Source organism: Aestuariibaculum sp. M13 (genome assembly GCF_024723255.1).
Classification (GTDB): Bacteria; Bacteroidota; Bacteroidia; order Flavobacteriales; family Flavobacteriaceae; genus Aestuariibaculum; species Aestuariibaculum lutulentum.
The window spans coordinates 1-26126 of record NZ_JANIAC010000004.1 but is presented as its reverse complement, the minus strand read 5'-3'; the positions used below and the strand labels follow the sequence as shown (position 1 = coordinate 26126).

Below are 26126 nucleotides of genomic sequence, written 5' to 3'. Positions count from 1 at the left end.
TTTATTCACAAATTGCATGACTTTAAAAGATAAACTAGCTGCCCAACGTATTTATATGCTTTTAGGGGCTCTATTTATTACCTCGCTGGTGGTTTCGAACTTAATATTTCAGAAGTTTTTTTACTGGTATCCGTTTGATATTGAAATTTTCGGATCGAAACTATTTGAAATTTCGGTGGGTATCCTCCCCTACCCAATTACCTTTTTAATCACCGATTTAATCAGTGAAATTTATGGTAAAAAACGAGCCAATCAAGTGGTTGTTGCCGGTATATTTGCTTCGGCATTCTCACTACTTATTGTTTACGTCTCGAGCATTGTACCTGCTACAAGCTGGTCTCCTGTAGACGACACCATGTTTAAAACGGTTTTTGGAAATACCGTACTCGCCGTTTTTGCCAGTATGATGGCTTACCTTTTTGCCCAGTTTATTGATATTCAAATTTATCATTACTGGAAAAGTTTAACTAAAGGCAAACATTTATGGTTACGCAACAACTTTTCAACGTTTATTTCTCAATTTGTAGATACCTTTACCGTTGTCGGTTTGCTTTGCATTTTTCATATTATTCCATGGGAAAATTTTCTCGGACTTATCCTGTCCGGATTCTTTTTTAAAATATTAGTTGCACTTTGTGATACGCCGTTTATGTATTTAGGCGTTTACCTGTTTAGAAAGCGCTTTAATTTAAAGATGAATGAAGAAATTCTTTTGCTTTAATTTTTATAAAAAACTTAACGAAGAAAATTCTTAGTTTCAAACTTTTCTGGTGACATTTGCGTATATAAAGTAACTCATTATTAAACCTATAACCTACTCATAAAACATAATACCCCATATTTATGAAGAAAGCTTTAAAAATTTTAGGTCTGTCTGTACTAATTATTTTAGTGATTTTAATAGCGTTACCATTTGCTTTTAAAGGTCAGATAAAAGACATGGTTAAAACCTTTATTAACCAAAATGTCAATGCCCATGTCGAATTTAGTGATGTGAGTTTGAGTTTACTTAAAAGTTTTCCGCAGGCCCATGTTGAAGTGAACGATTTAGTGATTACCAATTTCGAACCGTTTAAAGGCGACACCTTGGTGAGCACCAAGAATATTTCCTTTACCATGTCGGTTAAAGAATTATTTAAAAATACTGAAGATGGTCCGTTAACTATAAATTCAATATCAATTGATGATGCTTTGATTAACCTTAAAACAAACACTGAAGGGAAAAGCAATTACTATATTACAAAAGACAACGGCTCAACAACAGAAACAGAAACAACCAGTGATAGTGGTTTTGCTTTCGATATTGAAAACTACAGCATTAATAACGGTTCGTTTAACTATTTCGATGAAGGTTCTAAAATACAATTCAGCATTACAGAATTAAACCATACTGGAAAAGGAACATTTTCAGGAACTATTTCAGAGCTGGACACCAATACTGAGGCCTTAGTAAGTTTTAGCATGGATAGCACCGCGTACTTAAGCAACAATCACATTAAACTAGATGCTTTAATCGATTTAGATTTAGAAAACAGCAAATACACATTTAAAGACAATAAGGCGTTTATTAATCAACTGCCTTTAGTATTTCATGGTTTTGTTCAGCTTATCGAAGAAGGTCAGGATATCGACATTACTTTTGAAAATCCAGGTTCTACATTTAAAGATTTCCTGGCAGTTATTCCGGCAAACTATTCTAAAAGCATAGAAGACGTGCAAACTACAGGCGATTTTAAAGTAAAAGGGATAATGAAAGGAAAGGTTACCGAAGAAACCATCCCGACTTTAGACATCAGCATTACTTCTAACAATGCGTCCTTTAAATATCCAGATTTACCTAAGTCGGTTGAAAATATCATTATCAATACAGAAATTAAAAATGAAACCGGTAACGTTGATGACACCTATGTAAATATCAACACCCTGAACTTTAGAATAGATAAAGATGTTTTCAAATCGTCGGCAACCATTAAAAATTTAACCAAAAATATGCTGGTTAATGCTAATGTTGATGGCACGTTAAACTTAGGGAATTTAACCAAAGCCTATCCGTTACAATTAGATCAGGAATTAAGTGGTATTTTAAAAGCTAATATCCACACCGCGTTCGACGTGAATGCCATTGAAACCAATGCTTACGAGCGCATAAAAAGCTCAGGAACCATGAGTGTTTCCGACTTTAAATTCGCTTCCGAAGACATGGCCAACCCCGTGAGCATTTCAAAAGCCGATATGACATTTAATCCTTCAACGGTTACACTTAATAACTTTAATGCAACCACAGGAAGTAGTGATATTAGCGCCAATGGATCAATTAACAATTTACTCGGATTTTTACTAAGCGACAGCACCTTAAAAGGAAACTTTAATGTAAACTCCAATAATTTTGTACTGAGCGATTTTATGACTTCCGATGAAGAAACAACAACTTCAGAAGAACAAAAAACCTCAACAACCACAAGTAATACGGAGAGTTTAAAAATTCCAGCATTTTTAGATTGTACTATAAACGCCAATGCAGCGAATGTAACTTACGACAATTTAAAACTGAAAGATGTCAAAGGCTCACTGGTGATTAAAGACCAACAGGCTACATTAAACAACCTAACATCAAAACTGTTTAATGGTAATTTAGCGGTTTCAGGTAATGTTTCTACAAAAAACGAAACACCAACATTTAATTTAGATTTAGGTGCCGAAAATTTCGATATCGCCGAATCTTTTGCTGGTTTAGATATGTTTCAAAGCATCGCTCCTATTGCTAAAGCTTTACAAGGAAAATTAAACACGAAACTAAATTTAAAAGGCGATTTAACTCAGGATTTTACTCCAAATTTAAATACCCTTTTTGGTGACGCTGCCGCGGAATTATTAACTACAAAAGTAGACCCACAAAATGCACAGGTTTTAAACAAACTGGAAAGCTCCTTAAGTTTTGTTGATTTTGATAAATTTAGCTTTAACGACTTAAAAGCTTATTTAGAATTTGCTAACGGAAAAGTTACCGTTAAACCATTCTCCTTTAAATATCAGGATATTGCCATTGAAGTTTCTGGATCGCACGGCTTCGACAAAACCATGGCTTATAGCGCGGTATTTGATGTCCCTGCAAAATATTTAGGAAACGATATTAACAAACTTATCAGCAGTATAAACGACAGTAAAGTTAACGATATTAAGGTACCTATTACTGCAAATATTTCCGGGAGTTATGCAGACCCGAAGGTGTCAACCGACTTAACAAGTGGCGTTAAAAATTTAACGAGTCAGTTAACAGAAATTCAAAAACAAAAATTAATTGGTCAAGGTAAAAATGAACTCAATAATTTATTAGGCGGATTAACCGGGAGCACTTCATCTTCTAAAACCACAACCAGTACAGATTCAACTTTAACTCAGGAGGCAGAAACCAAAGCCACTTCACAGGAACAGATTAAAGAAAATGTTAAGAATGTTTTAGGCGGTCTTTTAGGAGGCAAAAAGAAAAAAACAGATACCGTGAATTAAAAATATCGATAAAATAAAATTTCAAAAAAGGCAGGTTGTGTAAACCTGCCTTTTTTATTGAATTTCTAAAAAACACCTGAAAACAGACTTAATTTTCATCAAATTTGAAGTATTTAGCTCAAAATGAAGGGTTTTATGTTAAAGAAATGTGAGTTTCCTTGCTTTTTTCAATTAAAATATTATAATGTGGGTTAGATATATTTTAAAACAGAAAAAAGTATAAATGAGGCAACTTAAAATCACAAAACAAGTAACTAATAGAGAGTCTAAATCCCTTGACAAATACTTGCAGGATATTAGCAAAATTCCACTGATTACAGCAGATGAAGAAGTGGAATTGGCGCAACGCATCAGACAAGGTGATCAGGTGGCTTTAGACAGGTTAACAACAGCCAACTTACGTTTTGTTGTTTCGGTAGCTAAACAATACCAGAATCAGGGGCTTACCCTACCCGATTTAATTAATGAAGGGAATGCAGGATTGGTAAAAGCAGCCAAGCGTTTTGACGAAACCCGTGGTTTTAAGTTCATTTCGTATGCTGTTTGGTGGATTCGACAAGCAATTCTTCAAGCTTTAGCCGAACAATCTCGAATAGTTAGATTACCTTTGAACAAAATTGGCTCGATTAACAAAATTAATAAGGCCTATTCGTTTTTAGAACAGACACACGAGCGTGCTCCCAGCGCCGAAGAAATTGCTCAGGAACTAGATTTAACCGTTAGCGATGTTAAACAATCCATGAAGAATTCCGGACGCCACCTATCCATGGATGCACCATTAAAAGAAGGCGAAACCTCAAATTTATATGATGTGGTTTCGGCAGGCGATTCGCCAAACCCGGATAGATACTTAATGAATGAATCGTTAAGTACAGAAATAAACAGAGCCTTAGATACTTTATCGCAAAAAGAAAGCGACATTATTCGTTTAAATTTTGGATTGAGCAATCAACCGCCAATGAGTTTAGACGAAATAGGAAAAACGTTCGATTTAACACGCGAACGCGTTCGCCAGATAAGAGAAAAAGGCATCAGAAGATTAAAGCATACATCGAAAAGTAAAATTTTAAAAACGTATTTGGGATAGTCCTGAATACACTCACTCTATAAATAAACTATATGTTAAGAATTGAAATTAAAGAAGGGGAAAACATTGAACGCGCACTGAAACGCTATAAACGTAAACACAGAAACGTTAAGGTGATGCAAAACTTGAGAGATAATCAATTTTTCACAAAACCATCGGTTAAAAGAAGACGTCAAATTCAAAAGGCGGAATATATCCAAAACTTAAGAGATCAGGAAGATATATAAATCGTTCCTTTTAGGATATTAAAAAAATCACGCCAAAAGCGTGATTTTTTTATTTCATTATTTAATTACTGAATAGTAATATTCACTACCAAACCTTCATTACTGCGCACATTAAAGACAGTTTGATCTTCAAAAATTAAATATTGTCCTTTTATTCCTTTTAACACTCCTTGATAACTTGGTGTTTTTCCTAAATTTAAACTTTTAGGTTTTAATGGATATTGATGTACCGGATACTCCAGATTGGTTTCCGAATTGCTCTCAATAAAATACTCTTTAGCTTCATCTGGGATATATTGTTTTAAACGCTCTCGCCATTCCACCAAATTTTCATCTTCTATATCATTTTTTAACATGGTACGCCAATTGGTTTTATCAGATACGTATTCTTTTAAAGCCACCTCGGTAATTCCAGCCAGATAACGGTTAGGCACCTCAACAATTTCAATGGCTTCATGTGCTCCTTGATCTATCCAACGTGTAGGCACCTGAGATTTTCTGGTCACCCCTACTTTTACACTGCTGGAATTCGCCAGATACACAATATGCGGCTGTAACTGCATTTTCTTTTCGTACTCCAAATCCCGATCTTCCTTTCCTAAATGTGCAGTACTCAATTCCGGACGCATAATCCAGTCGGCAGCCTGAGGCACATCAAAAAAACAACTTTTACAAAAGCCCTGACGATAAATAGGCTTATCTAATCCGCAGTTTAAACACTGGTATCTAACAAACTCGATGGAAATATGTTTATCCAACAACTGATTCATGTTTATAAAGTCGTTATCAAACACTAAATAATATTGAATAGGCGATGCGTATTCTGTTTCCATTTTCGTTAAAACCCCTTGGTAAGTCATCTGCTTTCTTTTTATTGTTTTTTGTAATTCCCTTCAAAATTACGAACATTTAAAGAATAAATCTAAATGTGAATTTTGCTTTTACTTTTCAACAAAAAAAATGTTATTTTAGGCATTCAAAGATAGTAGCTCAAAAATATGCCAATTACGATAGTTAATTCCATTGCTTCCTGGTTTTTAAAAAAACGATTCCAACAAATTGATTTGTTTTTAAAACATCCCAACGAGGTACAGAATGAATTATTGCTTAGTCTTTTAGATTTTGCTAAAGACACCCAAATAGGCAAACAATACGATTTTGCTTCAATAAAAAACTATCAAACCTTTACCGAGCGCGTTCCTATTAAAAACTACGACGGCTGGCAGGATATTATTCAGCGTTCCATGAAAGGCGAGTCGAATCTGTTCTGGCCAACACCAATAAAATGGTATGCCAAATCGAGCGGAACAACCCGAGCAAAAAGCAAATTCATTCCGGTTAGCGAAGAATCTTTAGAAGACTGCCACTACGCAGCCAGTAAAGATTTACTTTGCATGTACCTGAATAACAACGAAGAGTCACAATTATTCACAGGTAAAAGTTTACGCTTGGGCGGAAGCAAACAGTTATACAAAGAAAATGGCACCGCATTTGGCGACTTATCTGCCATCTTAATTGACAATATGCCCTTTTGGGCAGAGTTTAGTAGTACGCCTTGCAATAAAGTTTCTTTAATGAGTGATTGGGAATACAAAATGCAAGCCATTGTTGATGAAACCCGCTTTGAAAATGTAACGAGTCTTGCTGGTGTCCCTTCATGGATGTTAGTACTTTTAAACAATGTTTTAGAAACTACAGGAAAAGGTAATTTACACGAAGTCTGGCCCAATCTGGAAGTTTATTTTCATGGTGGTGTGAGCTTTACGCCTTATGTAGACCAATACCAAAGTATACTTCCAAAAAGTGGATTTAAATACTACGAAATTTACAATGCTTCGGAAGGCTTTTTTGCCATTCAGGATAAAAACGATTCTAACGAATTGTTACTCATGTTAGATTATGGTATTTTTTACGAGTTTATCCCAATGGATGTTTACGCAACTACGGAAGAAAAAGCCATTCCTTTAAGTGAAGTAGAACTCGGCAAAAACTACGCGATTATCATTACCACCAATGCTGGATTATGGCGCTATAAAGTTGGAGACACGGTTCGTTTCACCTCTTTAAGTCCTTATCGCATAAAAATCTCCGGAAGAACCAAACATCACATAAATGTTTTTGGTGAAGAGTTGATTATTGAAAATGCTGAAAATGCCTTGAAACAAGTGTGTAAAGATACCGAAGCCGAAATTGTAGACTTTACAGCTGCGCCTGTTTTTATGGAAGGCAAAGAAAAAGGTGCTCACGAATGGTTAATTGAATTTAAAAGACTTCCCAGAAATATCGAGCAGTTTAACGAACTGTTCGACGATGCTTTAAAAGCATTAAATTCTGATTATGAAGCCAAGCGTTTTAACAACATTACCCTTAACAAGCCAAAGATTAATGTGGCTCGTGAAAACCTATTTTACGACTGGCTAAAACAAAACAATAAATTAGGAGGTCAACATAAAGTGCCACGACTATCTAACACTCGAGATTATCTTGAAGAGTTACTAAAATTAAATGCCAGTTAGATTATACCAAAATTACCGACGAAAGGTTTTACACAAAGTCTTTAGTCGAGTATTTCATCTTATAATCTAAAAGAGGAAAAAGGGTTTTGCATAGATTGTTAATAAGTCTATATTTATTTAAAATTTGAAAACAAAACGTTACCAAAATATACCCTTATATTAATTAATATCCATAAAAAATAAAAAACCACGCTAATAGCGTGGTTTTTTTATGTGTAAAATTATGGAAGTCTTAAGAAACTGCTTTTAGTTTTTTTAAGGCTGTTTTTGATAATTTTTCTTCAGCGTACGCTTTAGTTACATTCAAGTTTTTTTCGTCGCTACTTGGCAATTCAAACATCGCATCTGTTAAAATCTCCTCGCATAACGAACGAAGTCCTCTGGCTCCTAACTTATACTCAATAGCTTTATCAACAATATACCCTAAAGCACCATCGGTAATCGTAAAATCAATATCATCCATCGAAAATAACTTCTGGTATTGTTTTATAATAGCATTTTTTGGCTCGGTTAAAATGGCTCTTAAGGTTTCAGCATCTAACGGATCCATATAAGTCAACACTGGTAAACGACCAATAATTTCGGGAATTAATCCAAAATCTTTTAAGTCTTTCGGAATAATGTACTGTAATAAATTATTTTGATCAATTACCTCATCAGACATAGATGCGCTATATCCAACCGCCTGCATATTTAAACGTTTAGAAATCACACGCTCAATACCATCGAATGCTCCACCGGCAATAAATAAGATATTTTCGGTATTTACTTCAATGAATTTTTGATCCGGGTGTTTACGTCCGCCTTTTGGTGGTACGTTAACCACGGTTCCTTCCAACAGTTTTAATAAAGCCTGTTGAACACCTTCACCAGATACATCACGTGTAATAGATGGGTTATCACTTTTACGAGCAATCTTATCGATTTCATCAATAAAAACAATACCTTTTTCAGCGCGCTCTAAATTATAATCGGCTGCCTGTAATAAACGTGTTAAGATACTTTCAACATCTTCACCAACATAACCAGCTTCAGTTAAAACAGTCGCATCAACAATAGCTAAAGGCACATTTAACATTCTGGCAATGGTTTTAGCCATTAAAGTTTTACCTGTACCTGTTTGCCCAACCATAACAATATTACTTTTTTGAATATCGATATCGTCATTTGTTGTTGGCTGTAATAAACGCTTGTAGTGGTTATATACCGCTACAGACATTACCTTTTTAGTTGTATTCTGACCAATAATATATTCGTCTAAAAACGCTTTAATTTGCTGCGGCTTACGTAATTTCAGCTCCGCAGATAAATCACTAGTATCACTCTGTTTAGATTCTTCTAAAACAATACCATGCGCTTGCTCGATGCATCTGTCACAGATGTGAGCATCTAACCCAGCAATTAATAAATTGGTTTCTGGCTTTTTTCTACCACAAAACGAACATTCTAATTCTTCTTTTGCCATTAATCTTACAATTTTCGGGAGAAAAACATTTTATAAATCCCTCTATAACAATTCTTTAAAATTACAATTTTTATTTTAGTTACGAACCAAAATCTCGTCAATCATACCGTATTCCTTAGCTTTATCAGCTTTCATCCAGTAATCACGATCACTATCAGCATACACTTTGTCGTAATCCTGACCTGAGTGCTTACTAATAATCTTGTAAAGTTCTTCTTTTAAAATCAAGATCTCACGAGCTGTAATTTCGATATCACTTGCCTGACCTTGAGCTCCTCCTAACGGTTGGTGAATCATAACGCGAGAGTGTGTTAATCCGCTACGTTTCCCTTTCGCTCCGGCACATAATAAAACCGCACCCATAGATGCTGCCATACCTGTACAAATAGTCGCTACATCTGGCTTGATAAACTGCATGGTATCATAAATACCTAAACCAGCGTAAACACTACCACCTGGAGAGTTGATGTATATTTGAATGTCTTTATTAGCATCGGTGCTTTCTAAAAACAATAATTGTGCTTGAATAATATTAGCTACCTGATCGTTAATTCCTGTTCCTAAGAAAATGATACGATCCATCATTAAACGTGAGAACACGTCGAAAATAGCGATGTTCATTTGGCGCTCTTCAATAATGTTTGGCGTTAAATTGGTTGGATACATACTGCTAATAATTTTATTGTAGTATGTACTGCTAATTCCTTGATCTTTTATCGCGAATTTTTCAAATTCTTTTGCGTAATCCATAGTGTACTTTGTTATTGAGGTTAAATCCTTAAGTTTTAAAATAATGATTAATTTACGACTTCAGAAAAGCCATATTTAATCAACAAATTAGGCTCTAGAATTAGTAAATTCTAGAGCCTAAATATACGCATTTATTCTTTATAAGATAAATGATTATTTATCTCCGTAAACTTCTTTAATGAAGTCTTCGTAACTTAATTCTTTAACTTCGATATTAGCTTTTTCTTTGTAAAGTGCTAATAATTTTTGAGAGATTAATTGCTCTGAAATACGACGCGCTTCATCTTGACTTCCTAATACACGAGCAGCAATATCATCTAACTCTTTATCTGAAGGATTCATTTGACCAAACTGAGCCATTTGAGCTTTAATCATATCTTTCGCATGATTTCTGATATCGTCCATAGTTACTTTGATATCGTTATCTACGATTAATTTGCTCTCGATTAACTGGTAACGGATTCCTTTTTCTGACTTCTCGTATTCTTCTTTAGCTTGATCGCTATCGATTGCTTGCTCTTCGTTAGAGGTTTGTTGAATCCATTTTTGTAAGAACTCAGCTGGTAAATCAAACTGTGTGTTTGCAACTAAATACTCTGTTACATCATTTAAAAGTTTTTGATCTGCTTGTTGAGCGAATTGCTTTTCAGCATCTTCTTTAATCTTTTCTTTTAATTCAGTTACAGATTTTACAACGTCTTTACCAAAAAGTTTATCAAATAATTCCTGATCTAACTCTGCTAACTCACGTGTGTTGATTTCTTCGATAGTAAATGTTACTTCGATATCTAAACCGTGAACCTCATCGTGACCTAATTTTAAAGCGTGCATTAATTCGTGCTCATCATCAAAAAGACCTTTAGTTTGTAACGTTACAACATCACCAACTTTAGCTCCAATGAATAATTTTTCAGTAGCATCTCCCGCAAATCTATCTAAAGTAAGGTTTACTTTATTTTCGATTTCACGCTCTTCGTTTCTGTAAACACCAGTAATTTCGCTATCTGCAGCAACCTCGTTTTGAGATACCAATTTACCGTATTGCTTTTGAATGTTAGCCACTTGCTCGTCTAACATCTTGTCGTCAGCGATAATGTTATATTGAACGATAGGTTCGTTGCTTGCTACGTTTACTTCAAATTCAGGAGCTAATCCTAATTCGAATTCAAAAGAAAATGTATCTGCATCCCAATCGATATTATCCTGAGTTTTTGGTAGTGGTTGTCCTAAAACATCTAACTTCTCTTCAGTTAAATATTTGTTTAAAGCGTCTTGTAATAATTTGTTTACTTCGTCAACTAATACAGCTTTACCATATTGCTTTTTAACCATTCCCATTGGCACGTGTCCTTTTCTAAATCCTGGAATGTTAGCTGTTTTACGGTAATCTGATAATATTTTCTCTACTTTATCGCTATAATCTTCTTTCGCGATATCTACTTTTACTACAGCATTTAATGCATCAACGTTTTCTCTTGTAATATTCATTTTTAAATGATATAAAGCCTTATCAGGCATTTAACAAAACAGGTTTTTGGTAAAACCTGAAATAATGTAACTAAAATCGGGTGGCAAAAATACAATATTTTTACCACCCGACAAAGTTTTTAATTGCTTGATTTTATGCGATTTCCTTTATTATTTTTATAAAGTGTCAAGTTATTCGTTTTTAACACATTTACTCTTATAAAATACAGAAATAGAAGACTATTTCTATTAAGATTTAATCTTCTTTTAAAACAGACTGAAGTATAGACTGTAAAATTGAAAGTAGTAAACTAAACAAGACAGCCCACCAAAAGCCATCTAAACTAAATCCAGAAACAAATTTTCCTGCCAGATAAATGATTAATCCATTAATAATTAGCAAGAATAACCCTAAGGTTAAAATGGTTGCCGGCAATGTAAATAATACCAAAAGCGGTTTCACAAATAAATTTAGCACCGCTAAAACAATAGCTACAATAATAGCCGTAACATAACTATCGATATGTACTCCTGATAAAATTTGCGATATGACCAATACCGCGATTGCATTAATTAAAAGTCTGATTATTGTTTTCATAATTAAAGAGTTAGTTATGAAATATACGAATTATATGAGAACTAAAAACTATCTAATTACCTCTAATCGCTAAACCAATTGGTAATGAATAAGGGACTGTAACTGGTTTACCTCTTACCATTCCAGGTTTCATTCTTGGTAAAAGAGAAACAACTCTTATCGCCTCAGCTTCTAGCCCCCTATGTTTTGCTTTGGCTCGTATATTAATAACGTTACCGGTTTTGTCTATTTTAAACATGACGTATATTTTTTGTACCCCATTCAAGCCAATATCCTTTATAAAAGAAGTATTGTATTTTTGAGAAACAAAGGCAGTTACATTTTCAGACATACATCTTTTCTTCCCATTATTTGCAAGTGAATTTTCACATCCGGGATAAACAGGAACTCTTTGAAAAACTCCATCAGGCACTTCAACTTCCTCAAGATTACCAGCCCCTGATGCTTTCTTATATACTCCTTTTTTATATTTTAACACCCCAAAAAGATGTCCATTAGAATCAAAATGTTTTTCCTCTCCTTCCTTTTTGTCTAGCTCAAAATTACCTGAAATTTTAACGCTTCCAATTTTATCATACTGCCTATATTCTCCCTGCTTATATCCGTTAACATAACCAACTTCCTATTCTAACTCTCCTGTTTCATAAAACTGTTTCCAAAGTCCATTAAGTTCGTAATTATCATAATGACTTTCAACTTTTAAAATTCCGTTTTTATAATATTCTTTATAATCTCCAGACCAAACAAATCTTCCCTTATTATTTGTCTCCTTAATTTCTACGGAATAAAACAAGATCCCATTTTCATCATATTCATAAGTTATTAATCTGCCTTCTACGTCATTTTTTGTTTCTTTTAGAATAACACCTTCTTTAGAATATTCTCGTTTCATGCCCGTAAACTTTCCGTTATTATCATTCACGTAAACTTCTAAAAGTTGCCCATTGTCGTAATAGGTTTTCCAGACTTTAATTTTTTTATCATTCTTATAAAAGCCTTCTTGTTTTAATTGACCATTCTCATAATATTCTTTATATGGGCCATCTGGATGATTTGTTTGTGCCTTTGCTAATAATGTTAAGCAAGCAAAAGTCAACATGAGTAAGTATTTCATTGTAAATTTTTAATTTATCAACAAATAAATATAAGATTTTTCTTCAATCGTAAACTTGAAATAACAAAAAAGGCTTCCAAACACTTTACAAGCATTAAGAAGCCTTGAATATGTTGATTTAGAAATTACCTTAATTCACAAAAGTCATAACGGCATCGAAAAAATCAGTAGGGTTTTCGGCATGCAACCAGTGACCAGCATTGGCAATGGTTACAATATCGGCTTTTGGAAAATGACGCTTGATAATTGGTTCATCATCGACACCTATATATTCAGAGCGATCGCCACGTAAAAACAAGGTATCACCATCAAAGGTTGCATAACTTGGTAAGGGCTCGCCAACTTCGGCCACTTCTTCTTTAAGAACGTCAATATTCATACGAAGCGCCAATAGGCCTTTTTCTTTCCAATATAAGTTTTTTAATAAAAACTGACGTGTTCCCATATCGGAAACATATTCGGCTAAAACCTTATCAGCCTGACCGCGACTTTTTACCTCATCAAAATTTAAAGCACTTAATCCGTTTAAAATAGCATCGTGATGTACTGGATAAAAACGAGGCGAAATATCGGCAACAATTAATTTAGAAACCATCTCCGGATATTTGGTTGCAAACAACATCGCAGTTTTTCCACCCATGGAATGCCCTAATAAAACGATTTGCTCTAAACCATGAATTTCACAATACTGCTTTAAATCTTCGACCAAAACTTCATAGCTAAAATCTTCATGATGAAAACTATGTCCGTGATTACGCTGGTCGACCATATGCACCTGAAACCCTTGATCAGCAAACTGCATACCCAATGTTTTCCAGTTATCGCCCATACCTAAAAACCCGTGAAGAATAACAAATGGCCTCCCTTCACCCACTATATTTGAATGTAATACCATGCTTGTTTATTTTTTCAGCTTTCGTAAATACATTTGAATCACGTTTTCCACTCCTAAATATAAACTCTCAGCAACTAAAGCATGCCCGATAGACACCTCTAAAAGGCCAGGAATGTTATCACTAAAAAATTTAATATTATCTAAAGACAAATCGTGTCCTGCATTAACGCCTAGACCTAGCTTATTTGCCAATATGGCACAGTCTGCATAAGGTTTAATGGCACTCTCATTCCCTAAACCATATTGGTGAGCAAATGCTTCAGTATACAACTCAATGCGATCGGTCCCGGTTTCTTTTGCACCTTCAATTTGTTCTAAAACCGGATCAACAAAAATAGAAGTACGAATACCATTCTGTTGAAATTCCTTAATCACATCAATTAAAAAACCTTTATGTTTAATAGTATCCCAACCTGCATTACTGGTAATGGCATCTTCGGCATCTGGCACTAAAGTCACCTGAGTTGGCTTCACTTCCAACACCAAATCAATAAACGATTGTATCGGGTTTCCTTCAATATTATATTCAGTATAAACTACAGGTTTTAAATCGCGCGCATCCTGGTAACGAATATGGCGTTCGTCTGGTCTTGGATGTATGGTAACACCTTCGGCTCCAAACTCCTGAACATCTTTTGCAAATTGCACCACATTAGGCAAATCGCCACCTCTGGAGTTTCTTAACGTTGCGATCTTATTTATATTTACACTAAGCTTTGTCATGTATTGCTGTTTTAAAAGACAAAAATACAAAGTAGAACAGGCTTATGTACTTTTTTTTTGATTAATTTGCATAGGATAAACGTAAGATAATGAAATACCCATGATGAAACTTAAGTCGCATTACGGCGAGTTAATTCGGGTATTCCATGTGTCCATAAAAAACAACAAAGTATAACACATGAAATTATCACAATACATAATTAACGATGTAAAACCACTAAATTACAATAGTAAAATTAGTGAGTTACAGAAAGTGTTTAACCAATTAACATGGTCTCACCTTCCTATTCAAGATGATAACAATACGTATTTAGGCTGTTTTTCTGAAACCGATGCGCATTGTGTTGAAAGCGATAAATCCGTTAACGATTATCGATACACTCTAGAAGATTTCTATGTTCGCGACACTACACTTTGGTTAGATGTTTTAGAAGCCTTTGCAGTGAATTCTACCAATATTATGCCTGTTTTAGGTGCCGATAACAGATATTTAGGTTATTATGAATTAAATGATGTTATTAGTTTATTTAATGAATCGCCTTTTTTCTCTGAAGCCGGTGGCGTTGTCGTGGTTGAAAAAGGCATTAACGATTATTCATTTAGTGAAATCAGCCAGATTGTTGAATCGAATAACGGCCGACTTTTAGGTGCTTTTGTTTCTAAAATGAATTCCGATTTAATTCAAATCACCCTAAAAATAAGTACCGGAGGAATCAGTGATATTATACAAACCTTTAGAAGATACAGCTACAATGTCATTTCTGGCCATGATGAAGACCGTTATTTAGAAAGCCTGAAAGAACGATCAGATTACCTGAATAAATACCTTAATATTTAACTTTTAAATATTAGCCGCTTTTTAAACGCTGCTTCTATTTAATTCAATTAAAAAAGACACCTATGAAAGTTGCTGTTTTTGGACGCTTTTACAACGAAACGACAACAACTTCGGTTGAACGCTTATTTGCCTATTTACTAGAAAAAGATGCCGATGCTTACATCGAAACCGAATTTTTCAACCTTATAAAAGAAAATTCTCCTCATATAGACGAGTACCGATCGTTTAAAACTTTCGACAAACTAGATAAGTCTTTCGACTTTCTGGTAAGTATTGGTGGTGATGGTACCATTTTACGGGCCATCATTTTTGTTAAGGATATGGATATTCCAATTATCGGCATCAATACCGGGCGTTTAGGATTTTTAGCAACCATACAGGTCGATCAGATCGAAAGCGCTATTCAAAATATTATTGACGGTAAATACAAAATATCGGAACGCAGTTTATTATCGGTAGAAACCTCTCCAGAAAACAAAGAAATAAGTGCGCTTAATTTCGCATTAAACGAGGTTGCTATAAGCCGAAAAAACACCACCTCCATGATTACCGTTGAAACCCATTTAGATGGTGAATACCTAACGTCATACTGGAGTGACGGATTAATTATCTCTACACCAACGGGGTCTACCGGTTATTCTCTTAGTTGTGGTGGTCCGGTAATCACGCCAAGCAACAACAGCTTTGTGTTGGCACCAATTGCTCCGCACAACCTAAGTGCACGCCCTTTAATTATTCCTGACTCTACCGAAATTCAGTTAAAAGTGGCCGGTCGCGAAGACAGCCATTTAATATCATTAGATTCCAGAATTGCCACTTTAGAGAACGGAACTATGATAACCATTAAAAAAGCCGACTTCACCATTAAAATGATTGATCTTTTAAATGAAAGCTTTTTAACTACACTGCGAAAAAAATTACTTTGGGGCGAAGACAAGCGCAATTAGACAATATTTTTACAGAAATGTTGTTTTAGACTAATACAATTTATAGCAAATTGTTATTGGCTAATCATATTTATTATATTTGCAATCTTTCGAACATTTATGAGGTATTTAACCGTATTGATAATAAGCATTTTAAGCATTCAAGTTAGTTATGCTCAAATTCACGAAATAGGAGTTTATTTAGGAGGCAGTAATTTTATTGGCGATGTCGGAGCGACCAATTACATCTCTCCTAATCAATTGGCAATAGGTGGAATTTATAAATGGAACCGCAGTAAACGCCACTCTTATCGTGCTTCTGTTATCTTTAGTGATTTAGAAGGCTTAGACTCAAAATCTGATGACCCGAGGCGTCAGCAACGTGGTTACGAATTCTCTAACGGCATCCTAGAAATTGCTGCCGGAATGGAATTTACCTTCATGGATTTCGATTTACACACAGGACGTAAACTAACCACACCGTATTTATTTACCGGGTTAAGTTTAACAAACTATGATGATACTTACTTTGTTAACGGTGAACAAACCGACGAAGGCAGTTCGAGTTGGACCGTCGGAATACCGATGGCACTGGGTGTAAAAACAACGTTTATTAACGGATTAATATTAGCTGTAGAAGTTGGAGCGCGCTACACCTTTACAGATGGTCTTGATGGCAGTACACCTGCCGATAGCAATCTGCAACCCTACAGATTTGGAAATATAAATAACAATGACTGGTATGTATTCTCTGGTGTGACACTAACCTATACCTTTGGAGAAAAGCCTTGTTATTGTACAAATTAAAATGAATTTAAGAGAAAGCATACAACCTAACAAACTACCCAAACACATTGCTATTATTATGGATGGCAATGGTCGTTGGGCTAAACAAAAAGGCATGATACGTGCCTTTGGTCATGAAAATGGAACAAAAGCTGTAAAAGAAGCCGTTGAATGCTGTGCAGAACTGGGTGTTGAAAACCTAACCCTTTACGCCTTTTCTACAGAAAACTGGAATCGCCCTAAATTAGAAGTCGATACTTTAATGAAATTACTTGTTAATTCATTAAAAAAAGAAATAAAAACACTTCAGGAAAATAACATAAAACTCTCAGCTATTGGCTGCTTAAACAACTTACCCAAAAAAGTGTATGCCGAGCTTCAGGAGGTCATAGAACAGACAAAAAGTAACAGCAGAATGACTTTAACGCTGGCTTTAAGCTATGGTTCGCGCGAAGAATTACTAAATACTGTTAAAGAGATTAGTATTAAAGTTAAAAATAACATAATTTCGCCGGAAAAGATTGATGAATCAATTATAAATGAGCATCTTTACACGCATGGTTTACCAGATGTAGACTTGCTTATTAGAACCAGTGGAGAGCAACGCATAAGCAACTTTTTACTTTGGCAAATCGCATATGCCGAATTGTATTTTACTAGCGTTTTATGGCCGGATTTTACAAAGGAGCATTTGTATGAAGCTATTATAGAATATCAAAAAAGAGAACGACGATTTGGGAAAACAAGTGAACAACTTAGCTAATAAACTACCTTTGACAAATTATATTAAACACTGCTTCGCAATATTACTTTTTGCATGTAGCCTTACCATTCAAGCACAAGAAATACCTTATAATCAAGGTCGAGAATATACACTGGGAGATATAACCGTACTGGGAAACACCGCGTTTGAAGAACAAACCATAATTACCTATTCCGGATTAAGAAAAGGACAGGAAATTACCATTCCTGGTGAAGATATTAGTGCTGCCATTAAAAAACTTTGGAACTCAAAACTATTCAGCGATATTGAAATTTACATCACCAAAGTTGAAGGTGATACAGCGTTCCTTGAAATCAGATTATCTGACCTTCCACAACTTAACGAATTAAAAGTTAACGGCGTTAAAAAAGGTAAGGTTGAAGGTATTATAAAAGACAATAAACTTAATAAAGGGGTTAAGGTTACAGAAAACTTAATAACAACAACTAAAAACTACTTAACCAGCAAGTATAAAAAAGAAGGGTTTTTAAACACTAAAGTTTATATAGATACCAAAGAAGTAAAAGACTCTTTACCTACGGCCAGAGTTAATATGCTTGTTAACATTGATAAAGGTGAAAAAGTAAAAATCGATCATATCGTGTTTAACGGAAATGAAGTTTTAACCGACAAAACACTTCGTAAAAGCATGAAAAACACGAAACAAAAAAACCCGATTCGTGTTCTAAAACGTTCAAAGTATATTGAGGCCGATTATAAAGAAGATCTTGTAAGCCTTGTTGACAAATACAAAGAAAATGGTTATCGTGATGCCCGCGTACTTTCAGACAGTATTTCTATTAACAGCGATAAAACCATTTCATTAAACATTAATGTTGAAGAAGGCGAAAAATATACGTTTGGAGACATCACTTTTATTGGTAATACCGTATACTCTAACGACCTATTAAATCGCGTTTTACGTATTAGAAAAGGAGACACCTATAATGGGGTATTACTTCAAAAGCGCATTGCTGATGATTCTAAACCAGATGGTGACGACATCACCAACTTATACCAAAACAACGGTTATTTATTCTCACAAATCAACCCGGTTGAAGTAAGTGCCGATAACAATGTAATCGATATGGAAGTAAGAATTACCGAAGGTAAACCAGCTTACTTTAACAGTGTATCGGTTGTTGGAAACGACAAAACAAACGACCACGTTATCTATCGTGAAATTCGTACCCGTCCGGGACAATTATACAGTAAAGCGAATGTGGTTCGTACCGTTCGTGAGCTTGGTCAGTTAGGATTCTTTGATGCTCAGGAAATCTCTCCTGACTTTAAAAATGCTAATCCTAATGAAGGAACCATCGATATGGAATACTCTGTAAAAGAAACCGGATCGAGCCAGATTGAGCTTCAAGGTGGTTACGGTGGTGGAGGTTTCATCGGAACCTTAGGATTATCGTTTAACAACTTTGCAATTAAAGATATCTTCAAGAAAGATGCTTATAAGCCAATCCCAATGGGAGATGGTCAAAAATTAGCATTACGTTTACAAGCCAGTCGTTTTTATCAAACCTATAGTTTTTCGTTCTCTGAACCTTGGATGGGAGGAAAACGTCCGGTACAGTTTTCATCATCGTTATCACATACAAAACAGTTCTTATACGACTATCAAACAGGTAATGCCGATAAATCTAGAAGTTTCAATATTACAGGTATTACTTTTGGTTTAGCAAAACGTTTACAGGTTCCTGATGATTACTTTACATTGTCTCAGGCTATCAGTTACCAACGTTACGACTTAAACAACTATAACACCGGATTATTTACATTCGGTGATGGTTTCTCAAACAACTTATCATATACTGTTGGTTTAAGCAGAAACAACACAAGTGTAGACCCTATTTATCCAACAGGAGGTTCTAACTTTGCAGTTACCGCAAAATTATCATTCCCATACTCTTTAGTAAATGGTGTAGACTATTCGGCACTTAAAGCGGAAAGAGATGATAATGTAGCTGTCTTAACAGACTCTAACTCTACTGAAACTGAATTATCTGATGCTAACACTAGAATTTCTGAAATCGACCAAGAACGTTACAACTGGTTAGAATTTTATAAAGTAAAATTCAAGGCAGACTGGTACACACAAATCTTTAAAGATTTAGTATTAAAGCCTAGTGTAGAATTTGGTTTCTTAGGTGCTTATAACCAAGACCGTGGGGTAATTCCTTTTGAAAGATTCTTCCTTGGAGGTGACGGTTTAGGAAGTTACAGTTTAGATGGTAGAGAAGCTATCGCATTACGTGGTTACCCTAACCAATCGTTATCTACAAACGATGGTGGTACCATTTACAATAAATTCTCTTTAGAGTTACGTTATCCAATTACATTAAAAGCTTCGGCTAAAATTTACGGATTAACATTCCTTGAAGCAGGTGCTTCATATAACGAATTTAAAGATTATAATCCTTTCGACCTACAACGTTCTGCAGGTCTTGGACTTAGAATCTTTATGCCTGCTTTCGGATTATTAGGTATCGATTTCGGTCACGGATTCGACCCAATTCCAGGAGAAGCGACTAAGAGTGGATGGCAAACGCACTTTATCATTGGACAACAATTTTAATTTTGGCACGATATTTTCTAATAACATTATAAGTATTTGCAGAAGAATTGAAATTTTTGAAATTAAATTTCGTTTATTTTAAAATGAGCATTCTAAAATTTTTCATACCGAGGAAAATGTTTATTTTGCGTCAACCATTTGATCACTTGAATAACGAACTTTAACCAATAAAAAAATCAGTTCTAATCGTGGCAGAAACAAAAATATCATCTGTCTTTTTAGAATTTATAACCAATAAATTAAAAAACTTAACAGATGAAAAATAACGTTCTTTTTTTACTGATACTAGTTTTTACATTAAGCTTTGCTTCTCATGCACAACGCGGGGTTAGAATAGCATATATAGACACAGAGTACATATTAGAAAACGTTCCGGAATACCAAGAGGCTACATCTCAACTTAACGATAAAGCCAACAAATGGAAATCTGAAATCGACACTAAACTAAGTGCTGTCGAACAAAAACGAAAAGACCTGAGTAACGAAAAAGCTCTTTTAACCAAAGAGCTTATCGAAGAACGTGAAGAAGATATTGCTTTTGAAGAGCAGGAAATACTAGATTATCAACAAAAGCGTTTTGGCCCTAACGGCGATTTGTTCATTCAAAAACGTCAATTGATGCAACCTATTCAAGACCAAATTTTCGCAGCTGTTCAGGATATTGCAACAAGCAGAAAATACGATTTCATCTTTGATAAATCCTCTGAAGCTACTATGTTATATTCTGCGAAACAATTCGATTTAAGCGAACAGATTATAAGAAGTATTAGTAGAACAGCAAAACGTACACAGGCCCAGTCTAAAGCTGAAAAACGTGCTGCCGAAGATGAAGAATTAGTTCCTGAAATTAATGAAGAATTAGAAGCTCGAGAAAAAGCATTACAGGAAAAACAAGCCGCAAGAGAAAGTGCTGTTGAATTGCGCAGACAAGAAATTTTAGCGGAGCGTGAGGCCAAACAAAAAGAAGCCGAAGAACGTCGCCAGCAAATACTTGCAGAACGCGAAGCTGCAAAACAAGCCAAATTAGATGCCAGAAAACAAAGCACTGAAAAAACCGAAGATGCAGCTTCTGATGCCAAAACAAGCACAGATGCCAAAGCTGCGGAAAGCACAGGTGAAGTAAAAACTCAGGCTCAGCTTATAGAAGAGAACAGACAGAAAAAATTAGCCGAACGCGAGGCCAGAAAAAAAGAATTAGAAGAAAAAAGACAAAAAATATTAGAAGAAAGACAACGCGAGAGAGATAGTATCAACAACAATAATTAATTAAACAATTTAAAACACACACTTAATACTTTTTTAAAAATGAAACAATTAAAGAACCTTTTATTAGCAACTGTACTATGTGTTGCATCTGTAACTTTATCAAATGCACAAAGTAAAGTAGCTCATATTAACACTCAGGAGTTAATTCAGGCAATGCCGGAGATGAAAGCTGCACAAACTCAACTTGAGACTTTAAGCAAAACATATCAAACCGATATGCAAGCTTCAATTACAGAATACCAAAATACAGCAAAACAATACGACGCAGAAGCTGCAACTAAAACAGAAGAAGAAAACGCAAAGAGAATGCAGGAATTACAAGAAAAGCAAATGCGTATTCAACAATTCCAGTCTGATGCTCAAAAAGATTTACAAAAGAAAGAAATGGACTTATTAAAACCTATTACTGAAAAAGCTAGAACTGCGATCTTAAAAGTAGCAAGAGCTCAAGGTTTTGATTACGTTTTAGATTCTGCTCAAGGTGTAACAATCTTAGCTGATGGTAAAGACTTATTAAACGATGTAAAGAAAGAATTAGGTATCTAATCATCTTTATTTAGAAATTTAATTAAAAGCTGCTTTTCACAAAGCAGCTTTTTTTATTTTTGTTACTATGAGCAAACAACCTATTGGCATTTTCGATTCTGGTGTTGGAGGCACCTCAATCTGGAAAGAAATACACGCCCTTTTACCTTACGAAAACACCATCTACCTTGCCGATAGTGCCAATGCCCCTTATGGCTTAAAGGGCAAAGACAAAATTATTGAATTAAGTATCAAAAACACCGAATATTTAATTAGCCAGGGGTGTAAACTTATTGTTGTGGCATGCAATACAGCAACCACGAATGCCATAAGTATTTTAAGAGCTAACTATGATATTCCATTTATTGGTATTGAACCGGCCATTAAACCAGCTGCTTTGCAAACCAAAACAAACAGTGTAGGGATTTTAGCAACTAAAGGTACTTTAAGTAGCGAACTCTTCTCTAAAACGTCTGGCCTTTTTGCCAGTAATATTAAAGTTATCGAACAGGTTGGTGAAGGTATTGTTGAACTAATTGAAGCTGGACAAGTGTATTCTGAAGACATGCGCCAATTGTTAACAAAGCATCTACAACCTATGATTGATGCCAACATTGATTATCTGGTTTTAGGTTGTACGCATTACCCCTATTTAATGTCTTTACTTTTAGAATTACTTCCAAAGCAAGTGAAAATTATAGATTCTGGTGCTGCTGTAGCGAAACAAACCAAAGCCGTTTTAGAAAATCATGGCCTTCTAAACATGCAAACCGACAAACCAGAAAACACCTTTTTCACCAATGGAAATCCTGATGTTATGGCAAGCTTATTAGATGATAAATTTGAAGTGAGTTATCTAAACTTTTAACTTTTGCATTAGCGATTGAAGCATTTATTGGAGCTCTGCCAATTTTATATTGATAAGCGACAGCTGAAATATTTATATTCATGAGCTCATTAATTTAAAATAGAGTCTCACGAATAAAACGCGACCCGAAGGGTAATGCCCTAATCTTCTTTAAACCAACTGGAATACTTTACGTAGTTATTAGCAATACGATCGATTTGTCCCGAAATGAGCTCCTGACTGATATCCTTGATTTTCTTTGCTGGAACACCGGCATAAATACTTCCGGATTCTACATGTGTATTTTGAGTTAACACCGCACCTGCTGCTATAATACTATTACTTTCAATCACACAATCGTCCATTACAATGCTCCCCATACCTATTAACACATTATCGTGAATGGTACAACCATGAACCAAGGCATTATGTCCGATAGAAACATTATTTCCAATGTTTGTTGGTGCGGTTTGATACGTGGCATGAATAACAGCACCATCCTGCACATTCACCTTATTCCCCATTTTTATATAATGCACATCCCCACGAATTACAGCATTAAACCATACGCTACATTCCTCACCCATCGTTACATCTCCAACTATAGTCGCATTTTCAGCTATATAACAATCCTCGGGAATTTGAGGCGATTTTCCATTTACAGGTTTTATTAAAGGCATATTGAATTTTGAAAAATTTAATTTACGGCAGGACAATTACAATCATAACGCTGACGACGACACCCAAAGTTATATCCTAAAGTAAATTGATGAAACCCACCGTTGGTATATACGACAGAATTACTTTGATACGTATACGTATAAGCAAACATAAACTTATTGTAATTGATTCCTAAAATAGGCGTGAATTGATTTAAACGTTGACTCTTAACATCAGTTCCCGAGTTGGTATACTCGGCACCATCGAAACTGTTTCTATACGACAAACCTCCCCAAATGGTTCCGAAATCCATCGATTTATAAGCTTTAGCATTAATATCTATTGCTGCCTCCTTAGTCGCCTCACGATACTGAAACATTACAGAAGGTTCAAAACTCCATTCGCTACCGTATTTACTATATACATATCCTGTAGTTAGTAAATAACGTCTTAAATTACTTGTAATATTGATATCTCGGTTTATTCCTGAATTATTTAAAACATTCTTTACCGTTCCATGTAAATAAAAATCTAAAAACTGATACGAAAATCCGAAGTCCATATTAAAATTGGTTTCGTTTTGTACCGTTCCATCAATGATAGGATCTGGACCATCAAATAAAAATGAGGTTTCGTCTAAGCGATACTGAATAACCCCAGCACTTAAACCAAACGATAACATATTTAAATCGACTTCACTTCTAGAAAACATTAAATGATGCGCATAGGTTGCGTAAGCACCGTTCTGCGAATGATACCCGTTCTTATCTTTAAATAGAATTCCACCTATTGCTGAAGACGATTCTCCAATTCTACTATTAACACTTAAAGTCATTAATCGTGGTGCGTCTTCATGTCCAAACCACTGTTGACGTCCTGTTAACCTAACCTTGGCACAATTAGCAGCCCCAGCCATCGACGGGTGAATTAAATAATAATTGTCGGTAAGATAATCGGTATATATAGGTAAACCTTCTTGAGAAAATGCGACTTGAACAAACAACACACTAATGGTTGCGATTAAAAAGCTTTTTAATTTCATATTAAGTTTACACTATAAATTGAATTGTTTTGAGGTTACCTTTATGTCACAAAACTCGTCTTTTAACCGGTTCAATAAGAGGCAACAAAACTCAAATATATGGATAACTAAAGTTTTCTTTTAGTATTTTTGTAAAAAATTAGCTAAAATGAAAACATACAAAGTTTCGGTAAGAGAAACAACCAATAATACGATAGTAAAATTCGAACTAAACGAATTTATTACACAACATCAAAGTTTTGAATTTAACAATATTGATGAGGCTAAATCTTCTCCGTTAGCACAACAATTATTCTATTTACCATTTGTGAAAAAAGTATACATCTCAGGAAACTTTATTGCTGTAGAGCGGTACAGTATTGTAGAGTGGAGTGATGTCCAGGATGAAATGGCAGAACAAATTGAATCATATTTAAATGATGGCGGAATTGTAATTGAAACAACAGCAGAATCTAAAAAAGTTCCTGTTACCGTTTATGCTGAAAGCACACCAAACCCATCGGTTATGAAATTTGTCGCTAACAAGAAAATCGTAACAGCTTTATTTGAATTCACGTCTATCGACGAGGCCAAACTATCACCTCTTGCAACCGAGTTATTCCATTTCCCTTTTGTTAAAAGTGTATTTATTGAAGAAAACTACGTATCTATTACAAAATACGACGTTGCCGAATGGCAAGACATCACTATAGAATTACGTGAGTTTATTAAGAACTATATTGAAAATGGAAAAGAAGTTGTAGTTGCCGGTGCTGCAGAACAGTTACAGAAATCTACAGAACAATTAGACTCTAATTTTGATGCTTTAGATGACACTTCGAAACAAATTATAAACATTCTGGAGGAATACGTTAAACCAGCTGTAGCTAGTGATGGAGGAAACATTCAATTCATCTCTTACGATGAAAACACTAAAAATGTTAGCGTTCTTTTACAAGGCGCTTGTAGCGGATGTCCATCGTCTACATTCACTCTTAAAAGTGGTATTGAAAATATGCTGAAAGAAATGCTACAAGGAAAAGTTAACACAGTTGAAGCTATCAACGGTTAATACAATTTCCACACAAAATACCCTCAAGCGCTCATAATTAAATGAGCGCTTTTTTTATGACTTAAACCGTCTGCTATTGCATTTGATATAATTAGTATCCAAAAGCAATAAAAGCGTCGTGTAAAGCCTTTAAAATAACTCTCCGGTAAAATGTATACTAAACAAAAAAGCCTTTATCGATAATGATAAAGGCTTTTGATATTTGAAATTTTGTGACCAGGCTGGGGTTCGAACCCAGGACCCTAACATTAAAAGTGTTATGCTCTACCAGCTGAGCTACCTAGTCTTTCATGGCTCATGTCTCTGTCATTACACAAGGCATATAATAAAAAATCCTCAGTCTATTCTATAAGACTGAGGATCAAAAAAGGCAACGACCTACTCTCCCACAAATGGCAGTACCATCGGCGCTAACGGGCTTAACTTCTCTGTTCGGAATGGTAAGAGGTGAGCCCCGTCGCTATAATCACCTTAAATTTTAGGTTGTTG

Annotated in this window: 25 protein-coding genes, 1 tRNA gene and 1 rRNA gene; 14 read left to right on the top strand and 13 right to left on the bottom strand. The window is 35.0% G+C overall.

Annotation, left to right across the window (positions count from 1 at the left end):
* The first annotated feature begins 16 nt into the window (after positions 1–16).
* The 4 genes from NO995_RS13875 to rpsU all read left to right on the top strand — a co-directional run bounded on the left by NO995_RS13875 (position 17) and on the right by rpsU (position 4821).
* Positions 17–721, top strand: coding sequence for a queuosine precursor transporter (locus NO995_RS13875; protein ID WP_240573777.1), 705 nt, complete (start codon positions 17–19; stop codon positions 719–721).
* Positions 722–843: 122 nt separating this feature from the next.
* On the top strand, positions 844–3507 hold the full coding sequence (locus NO995_RS13870) for an AsmA family protein (RefSeq protein ID WP_258228030.1): 2664 nt from the start codon (positions 844–846) through the stop codon (positions 3505–3507).
* A 223-nt stretch (positions 3508–3730) separates the two neighbouring features.
* The gene (locus NO995_RS13865; protein WP_240573781.1) at positions 3731–4594 is read left to right on the top strand and encodes an RNA polymerase sigma factor RpoD/SigA; all 864 of its coding nucleotides are present in this window, start codon (positions 3731–3733) and stop codon (positions 4592–4594) included.
* A 32-nt stretch (positions 4595–4626) separates the two neighbouring features.
* Positions 4627–4821, top strand: coding sequence for a 30S ribosomal protein S21 (rpsU, locus tag NO995_RS13860; RefSeq protein WP_188216744.1), 195 nt, complete (start codon positions 4627–4629; stop codon positions 4819–4821).
* A 65-nt stretch (positions 4822–4886) separates the two neighbouring features.
* Here the strand turns inward: rpsU and NO995_RS13855 are convergent, their stop codons facing one another.
* The gene (locus NO995_RS13855) at positions 4887–5681 is read right to left on the bottom strand and encodes a DUF2797 domain-containing protein (RefSeq protein WP_240573784.1); all 795 of its coding nucleotides are present in this window, start codon (positions 5679–5681) and stop codon (positions 4887–4889) included.
* A gap of 138 nt (positions 5682–5819) precedes the next feature.
* Here NO995_RS13855 and NO995_RS13850 point away from each other — a divergent pair, with 138 nt between their 5' ends.
* Complete coding sequence (locus NO995_RS13850) at positions 5820–7337, top strand: GH3 auxin-responsive promoter family protein (RefSeq protein ID WP_258228029.1); 1518 nt, start codon at positions 5820–5822, stop codon at positions 7335–7337.
* A 232-nt stretch (positions 7338–7569) separates the two neighbouring features.
* On the opposite strand, the gene clpX is transcribed toward NO995_RS13850, so the two are convergent.
* From clpX to NO995_RS13810, 8 genes are all read right to left on the bottom strand, one after another.
* Complete coding sequence (gene clpX, locus NO995_RS13845) at positions 7570–8802, bottom strand: ATP-dependent Clp protease ATP-binding subunit ClpX (RefSeq protein WP_240573787.1); 1233 nt, start codon at positions 8800–8802, stop codon at positions 7570–7572.
* Between the two features lie 75 nt (positions 8803–8877).
* Entirely contained in the window at positions 8878–9552 is a 675-nt protein-coding gene (gene clpP / locus NO995_RS13840; protein WP_240573789.1) for an ATP-dependent Clp endopeptidase proteolytic subunit ClpP, read from the bottom strand.
* Between the two features lie 153 nt (positions 9553–9705).
* Entirely contained in the window at positions 9706–11040 is a 1335-nt protein-coding gene (gene tig / locus NO995_RS13835) for a trigger factor (protein ID WP_258228270.1), read from the bottom strand.
* Between the two features lie 235 nt (positions 11041–11275).
* A complete protein-coding gene (locus tag NO995_RS13830) occupies positions 11276–11617 on the bottom strand; it encodes a phage holin family protein (RefSeq protein WP_240573793.1) in 342 nt (113 codons plus the stop codon).
* A 52-nt stretch (positions 11618–11669) separates the two neighbouring features.
* Complete coding sequence (locus tag NO995_RS13825) at positions 11670–12095, bottom strand: energy transducer TonB (protein WP_258228028.1); 426 nt, start codon at positions 12093–12095, stop codon at positions 11670–11672.
* A 144-nt stretch (positions 12096–12239) separates the two neighbouring features.
* Complete coding sequence (locus NO995_RS13820) at positions 12240–12731, bottom strand: toxin-antitoxin system YwqK family antitoxin (RefSeq protein WP_258228027.1); 492 nt, start codon at positions 12729–12731, stop codon at positions 12240–12242.
* Positions 12732–12861: 130 nt separating this feature from the next.
* Positions 12862–13626, bottom strand: coding sequence for an alpha/beta fold hydrolase (locus NO995_RS13815; RefSeq protein WP_258228026.1), 765 nt, complete (start codon positions 13624–13626; stop codon positions 12862–12864).
* 6 nt (positions 13627–13632) lie between these two features.
* Positions 13633–14349, bottom strand: a complete 717-nt coding sequence (locus NO995_RS13810) for a pyridoxine 5'-phosphate synthase (RefSeq protein WP_258228025.1) — start codon at positions 14347–14349, stop codon at positions 13633–13635.
* 178 nt (positions 14350–14527) lie between these two features.
* Here NO995_RS13810 and NO995_RS13805 point away from each other — a divergent pair, with 178 nt between their 5' ends.
* The 8 genes from NO995_RS13805 to murI all read left to right on the top strand — a co-directional run bounded on the left by NO995_RS13805 (position 14528) and on the right by murI (position 22905).
* Positions 14528–15187 carry an acetoin utilization protein acuB gene (locus NO995_RS13805; protein ID WP_258228024.1) on the top strand — a complete coding sequence of 220 codons (660 nt, stop codon included), beginning with the start codon at positions 14528–14530 and terminating at the stop codon, positions 15185–15187.
* 62 nt (positions 15188–15249) lie between these two features.
* On the top strand, positions 15250–16134 hold the full coding sequence (locus NO995_RS13800; protein ID WP_240573813.1) for an NAD kinase: 885 nt from the start codon (positions 15250–15252) through the stop codon (positions 16132–16134).
* A gap of 99 nt (positions 16135–16233) precedes the next feature.
* Positions 16234–16920 carry a DUF6089 family protein gene (locus NO995_RS13795; RefSeq protein WP_258228023.1) on the top strand — a complete coding sequence of 229 codons (687 nt, stop codon included), beginning with the start codon at positions 16234–16236 and terminating at the stop codon, positions 16918–16920.
* Position 16921: 1 nt separating this feature from the next.
* Positions 16922–17662, top strand: a complete 741-nt coding sequence (locus NO995_RS13790; RefSeq protein WP_258228269.1) for an isoprenyl transferase — start codon at positions 16922–16924, stop codon at positions 17660–17662.
* Positions 17634–20246, top strand: a complete 2613-nt coding sequence (bamA, locus tag NO995_RS13785; RefSeq protein ID WP_375141559.1) for an outer membrane protein assembly factor BamA — start codon at positions 17634–17636, stop codon at positions 20244–20246. Before NO995_RS13790 ends, bamA begins: the two co-directional genes overlap by 29 nt.
* Before the next feature lie 255 nt (positions 20247–20501).
* Positions 20502–21512 (top strand): OmpH family outer membrane protein, encoded by a 1011-nt coding sequence (locus NO995_RS13780; RefSeq protein WP_258228022.1) that lies wholly within the window; start codon positions 20502–20504, stop codon positions 21510–21512.
* 39 nt (positions 21513–21551) lie between these two features.
* Positions 21552–22058, top strand: coding sequence for an OmpH family outer membrane protein (locus tag NO995_RS13775; protein ID WP_188216760.1), 507 nt, complete (start codon positions 21552–21554; stop codon positions 22056–22058).
* Positions 22059–22125: 67 nt separating this feature from the next.
* A complete protein-coding gene (gene murI / locus NO995_RS13770) occupies positions 22126–22905 on the top strand; it encodes a glutamate racemase (RefSeq protein WP_258228021.1) in 780 nt (259 codons plus the stop codon).
* A 140-nt stretch (positions 22906–23045) separates the two neighbouring features.
* On the opposite strand, the gene NO995_RS13765 is transcribed toward murI, so the two are convergent.
* Both NO995_RS13765 and NO995_RS13760 read right to left on the bottom strand, forming a co-directional pair.
* Positions 23046–23564 carry a gamma carbonic anhydrase family protein gene (locus tag NO995_RS13765; RefSeq protein WP_188216762.1) on the bottom strand — a complete coding sequence of 173 codons (519 nt, stop codon included), beginning with the start codon at positions 23562–23564 and terminating at the stop codon, positions 23046–23048.
* A gap of 17 nt (positions 23565–23581) precedes the next feature.
* The gene (locus NO995_RS13760; protein WP_258228020.1) at positions 23582–24586 is read right to left on the bottom strand and encodes a type IX secretion system membrane protein PorP/SprF; all 1005 of its coding nucleotides are present in this window, start codon (positions 24584–24586) and stop codon (positions 23582–23584) included.
* Between the two features lie 148 nt (positions 24587–24734).
* Here NO995_RS13760 and NO995_RS13755 point away from each other — a divergent pair, with 148 nt between their 5' ends.
* Complete coding sequence (locus tag NO995_RS13755; protein WP_258228019.1) at positions 24735–25637, top strand: NifU family protein; 903 nt, start codon at positions 24735–24737, stop codon at positions 25635–25637.
* 213 nt (positions 25638–25850) lie between these two features.
* On the opposite strand, the gene NO995_RS13750 is transcribed toward NO995_RS13755, so the two are convergent.
* Both NO995_RS13750 and rrf read right to left on the bottom strand, forming a co-directional pair.
* Positions 25851–25923 (bottom strand) — tRNA-Lys (locus NO995_RS13750).
* A gap of 79 nt (positions 25924–26002) precedes the next feature.
* Positions 26003–26111 (bottom strand): 5S ribosomal RNA (gene rrf / locus NO995_RS13745).
* Positions 26112–26126 lie beyond the last annotated feature (15 nt).

Bases quoted from the DNA above. Each gene is read 5' to 3' on its own strand.
- NO995_RS13815 (WP_258228026.1), bottom strand. From the start codon at position 13,626: ATGGTATTACATTCAAATATAGTGGGTGAAGGGAGGCCATTTGTTATT.
- tig (WP_258228270.1), bottom strand. From the start codon at position 11,040: ATGAATATTACAAGAGAAAACGTTGATGCATTAAATGCTGTAGTAAAA.
- NO995_RS13760 (WP_258228020.1), bottom strand. From the start codon at position 24,586: ATGAAATTAAAAAGCTTTTTAATCGCAACCATTAGTGTGTTGTTTGTT.
- NO995_RS13810 (WP_258228025.1), bottom strand. From the start codon at position 14,349: ATGACAAAGCTTAGTGTAAATATAAATAAGATCGCAACGTTAAGAAAC.
- NO995_RS13755 (WP_258228019.1), top strand. From the start codon at position 24,735: ATGAAAACATACAAAGTTTCGGTAAGAGAAACAACCAATAATACGATA.
- rpsU (WP_188216744.1), top strand. From the start codon at position 4,627: ATGTTAAGAATTGAAATTAAAGAAGGGGAAAACATTGAACGCGCACTG.
- NO995_RS13800 (WP_240573813.1), top strand. From the start codon at position 15,250: ATGAAAGTTGCTGTTTTTGGACGCTTTTACAACGAAACGACAACAACT.
- clpX (WP_240573787.1), bottom strand. From the start codon at position 8,802: ATGGCAAAAGAAGAATTAGAATGTTCGTTTTGTGGTAGAAAAAAGCCA.
- NO995_RS13775 (WP_188216760.1), top strand. From the start codon at position 21,552: ATGAAACAATTAAAGAACCTTTTATTAGCAACTGTACTATGTGTTGCA.
- NO995_RS13850 (WP_258228029.1), top strand. From the start codon at position 5,820: ATGCCAATTACGATAGTTAATTCCATTGCTTCCTGGTTTTTAAAAAAA.
- NO995_RS13765 (WP_188216762.1), bottom strand. From the start codon at position 23,564: ATGCCTTTAATAAAACCTGTAAATGGAAAATCGCCTCAAATTCCCGAG.
- NO995_RS13855 (WP_240573784.1), bottom strand. From the start codon at position 5,681: ATGACTTACCAAGGGGTTTTAACGAAAATGGAAACAGAATACGCATCG.
- NO995_RS13805 (WP_258228024.1), top strand. From the start codon at position 14,528: ATGAAATTATCACAATACATAATTAACGATGTAAAACCACTAAATTAC.
- NO995_RS13875 (WP_240573777.1), top strand. From the start codon at position 17: ATGACTTTAAAAGATAAACTAGCTGCCCAACGTATTTATATGCTTTTA.
- NO995_RS13780 (WP_258228022.1), top strand. From the start codon at position 20,502: ATGAAAAATAACGTTCTTTTTTTACTGATACTAGTTTTTACATTAAGC.
- clpP (WP_240573789.1), bottom strand. From the start codon at position 9,552: ATGGATTACGCAAAAGAATTTGAAAAATTCGCGATAAAAGATCAAGGA.
- NO995_RS13865 (WP_240573781.1), top strand. From the start codon at position 3,731: ATGAGGCAACTTAAAATCACAAAACAAGTAACTAATAGAGAGTCTAAA.
- NO995_RS13790 (WP_258228269.1), top strand. From the start codon at position 16,922: ATGAATTTAAGAGAAAGCATACAACCTAACAAACTACCCAAACACATT.
- NO995_RS13795 (WP_258228023.1), top strand. From the start codon at position 16,234: ATGAGGTATTTAACCGTATTGATAATAAGCATTTTAAGCATTCAAGTT.
- murI (WP_258228021.1), top strand. From the start codon at position 22,126: ATGAGCAAACAACCTATTGGCATTTTCGATTCTGGTGTTGGAGGCACC.
- NO995_RS13820 (WP_258228027.1), bottom strand. From the start codon at position 12,731: ATGAAATACTTACTCATGTTGACTTTTGCTTGCTTAACATTATTAGCA.
- NO995_RS13870 (WP_258228030.1), top strand. From the start codon at position 844: ATGAAGAAAGCTTTAAAAATTTTAGGTCTGTCTGTACTAATTATTTTA.
- NO995_RS13830 (WP_240573793.1), bottom strand. From the start codon at position 11,617: ATGAAAACAATAATCAGACTTTTAATTAATGCAATCGCGGTATTGGTC.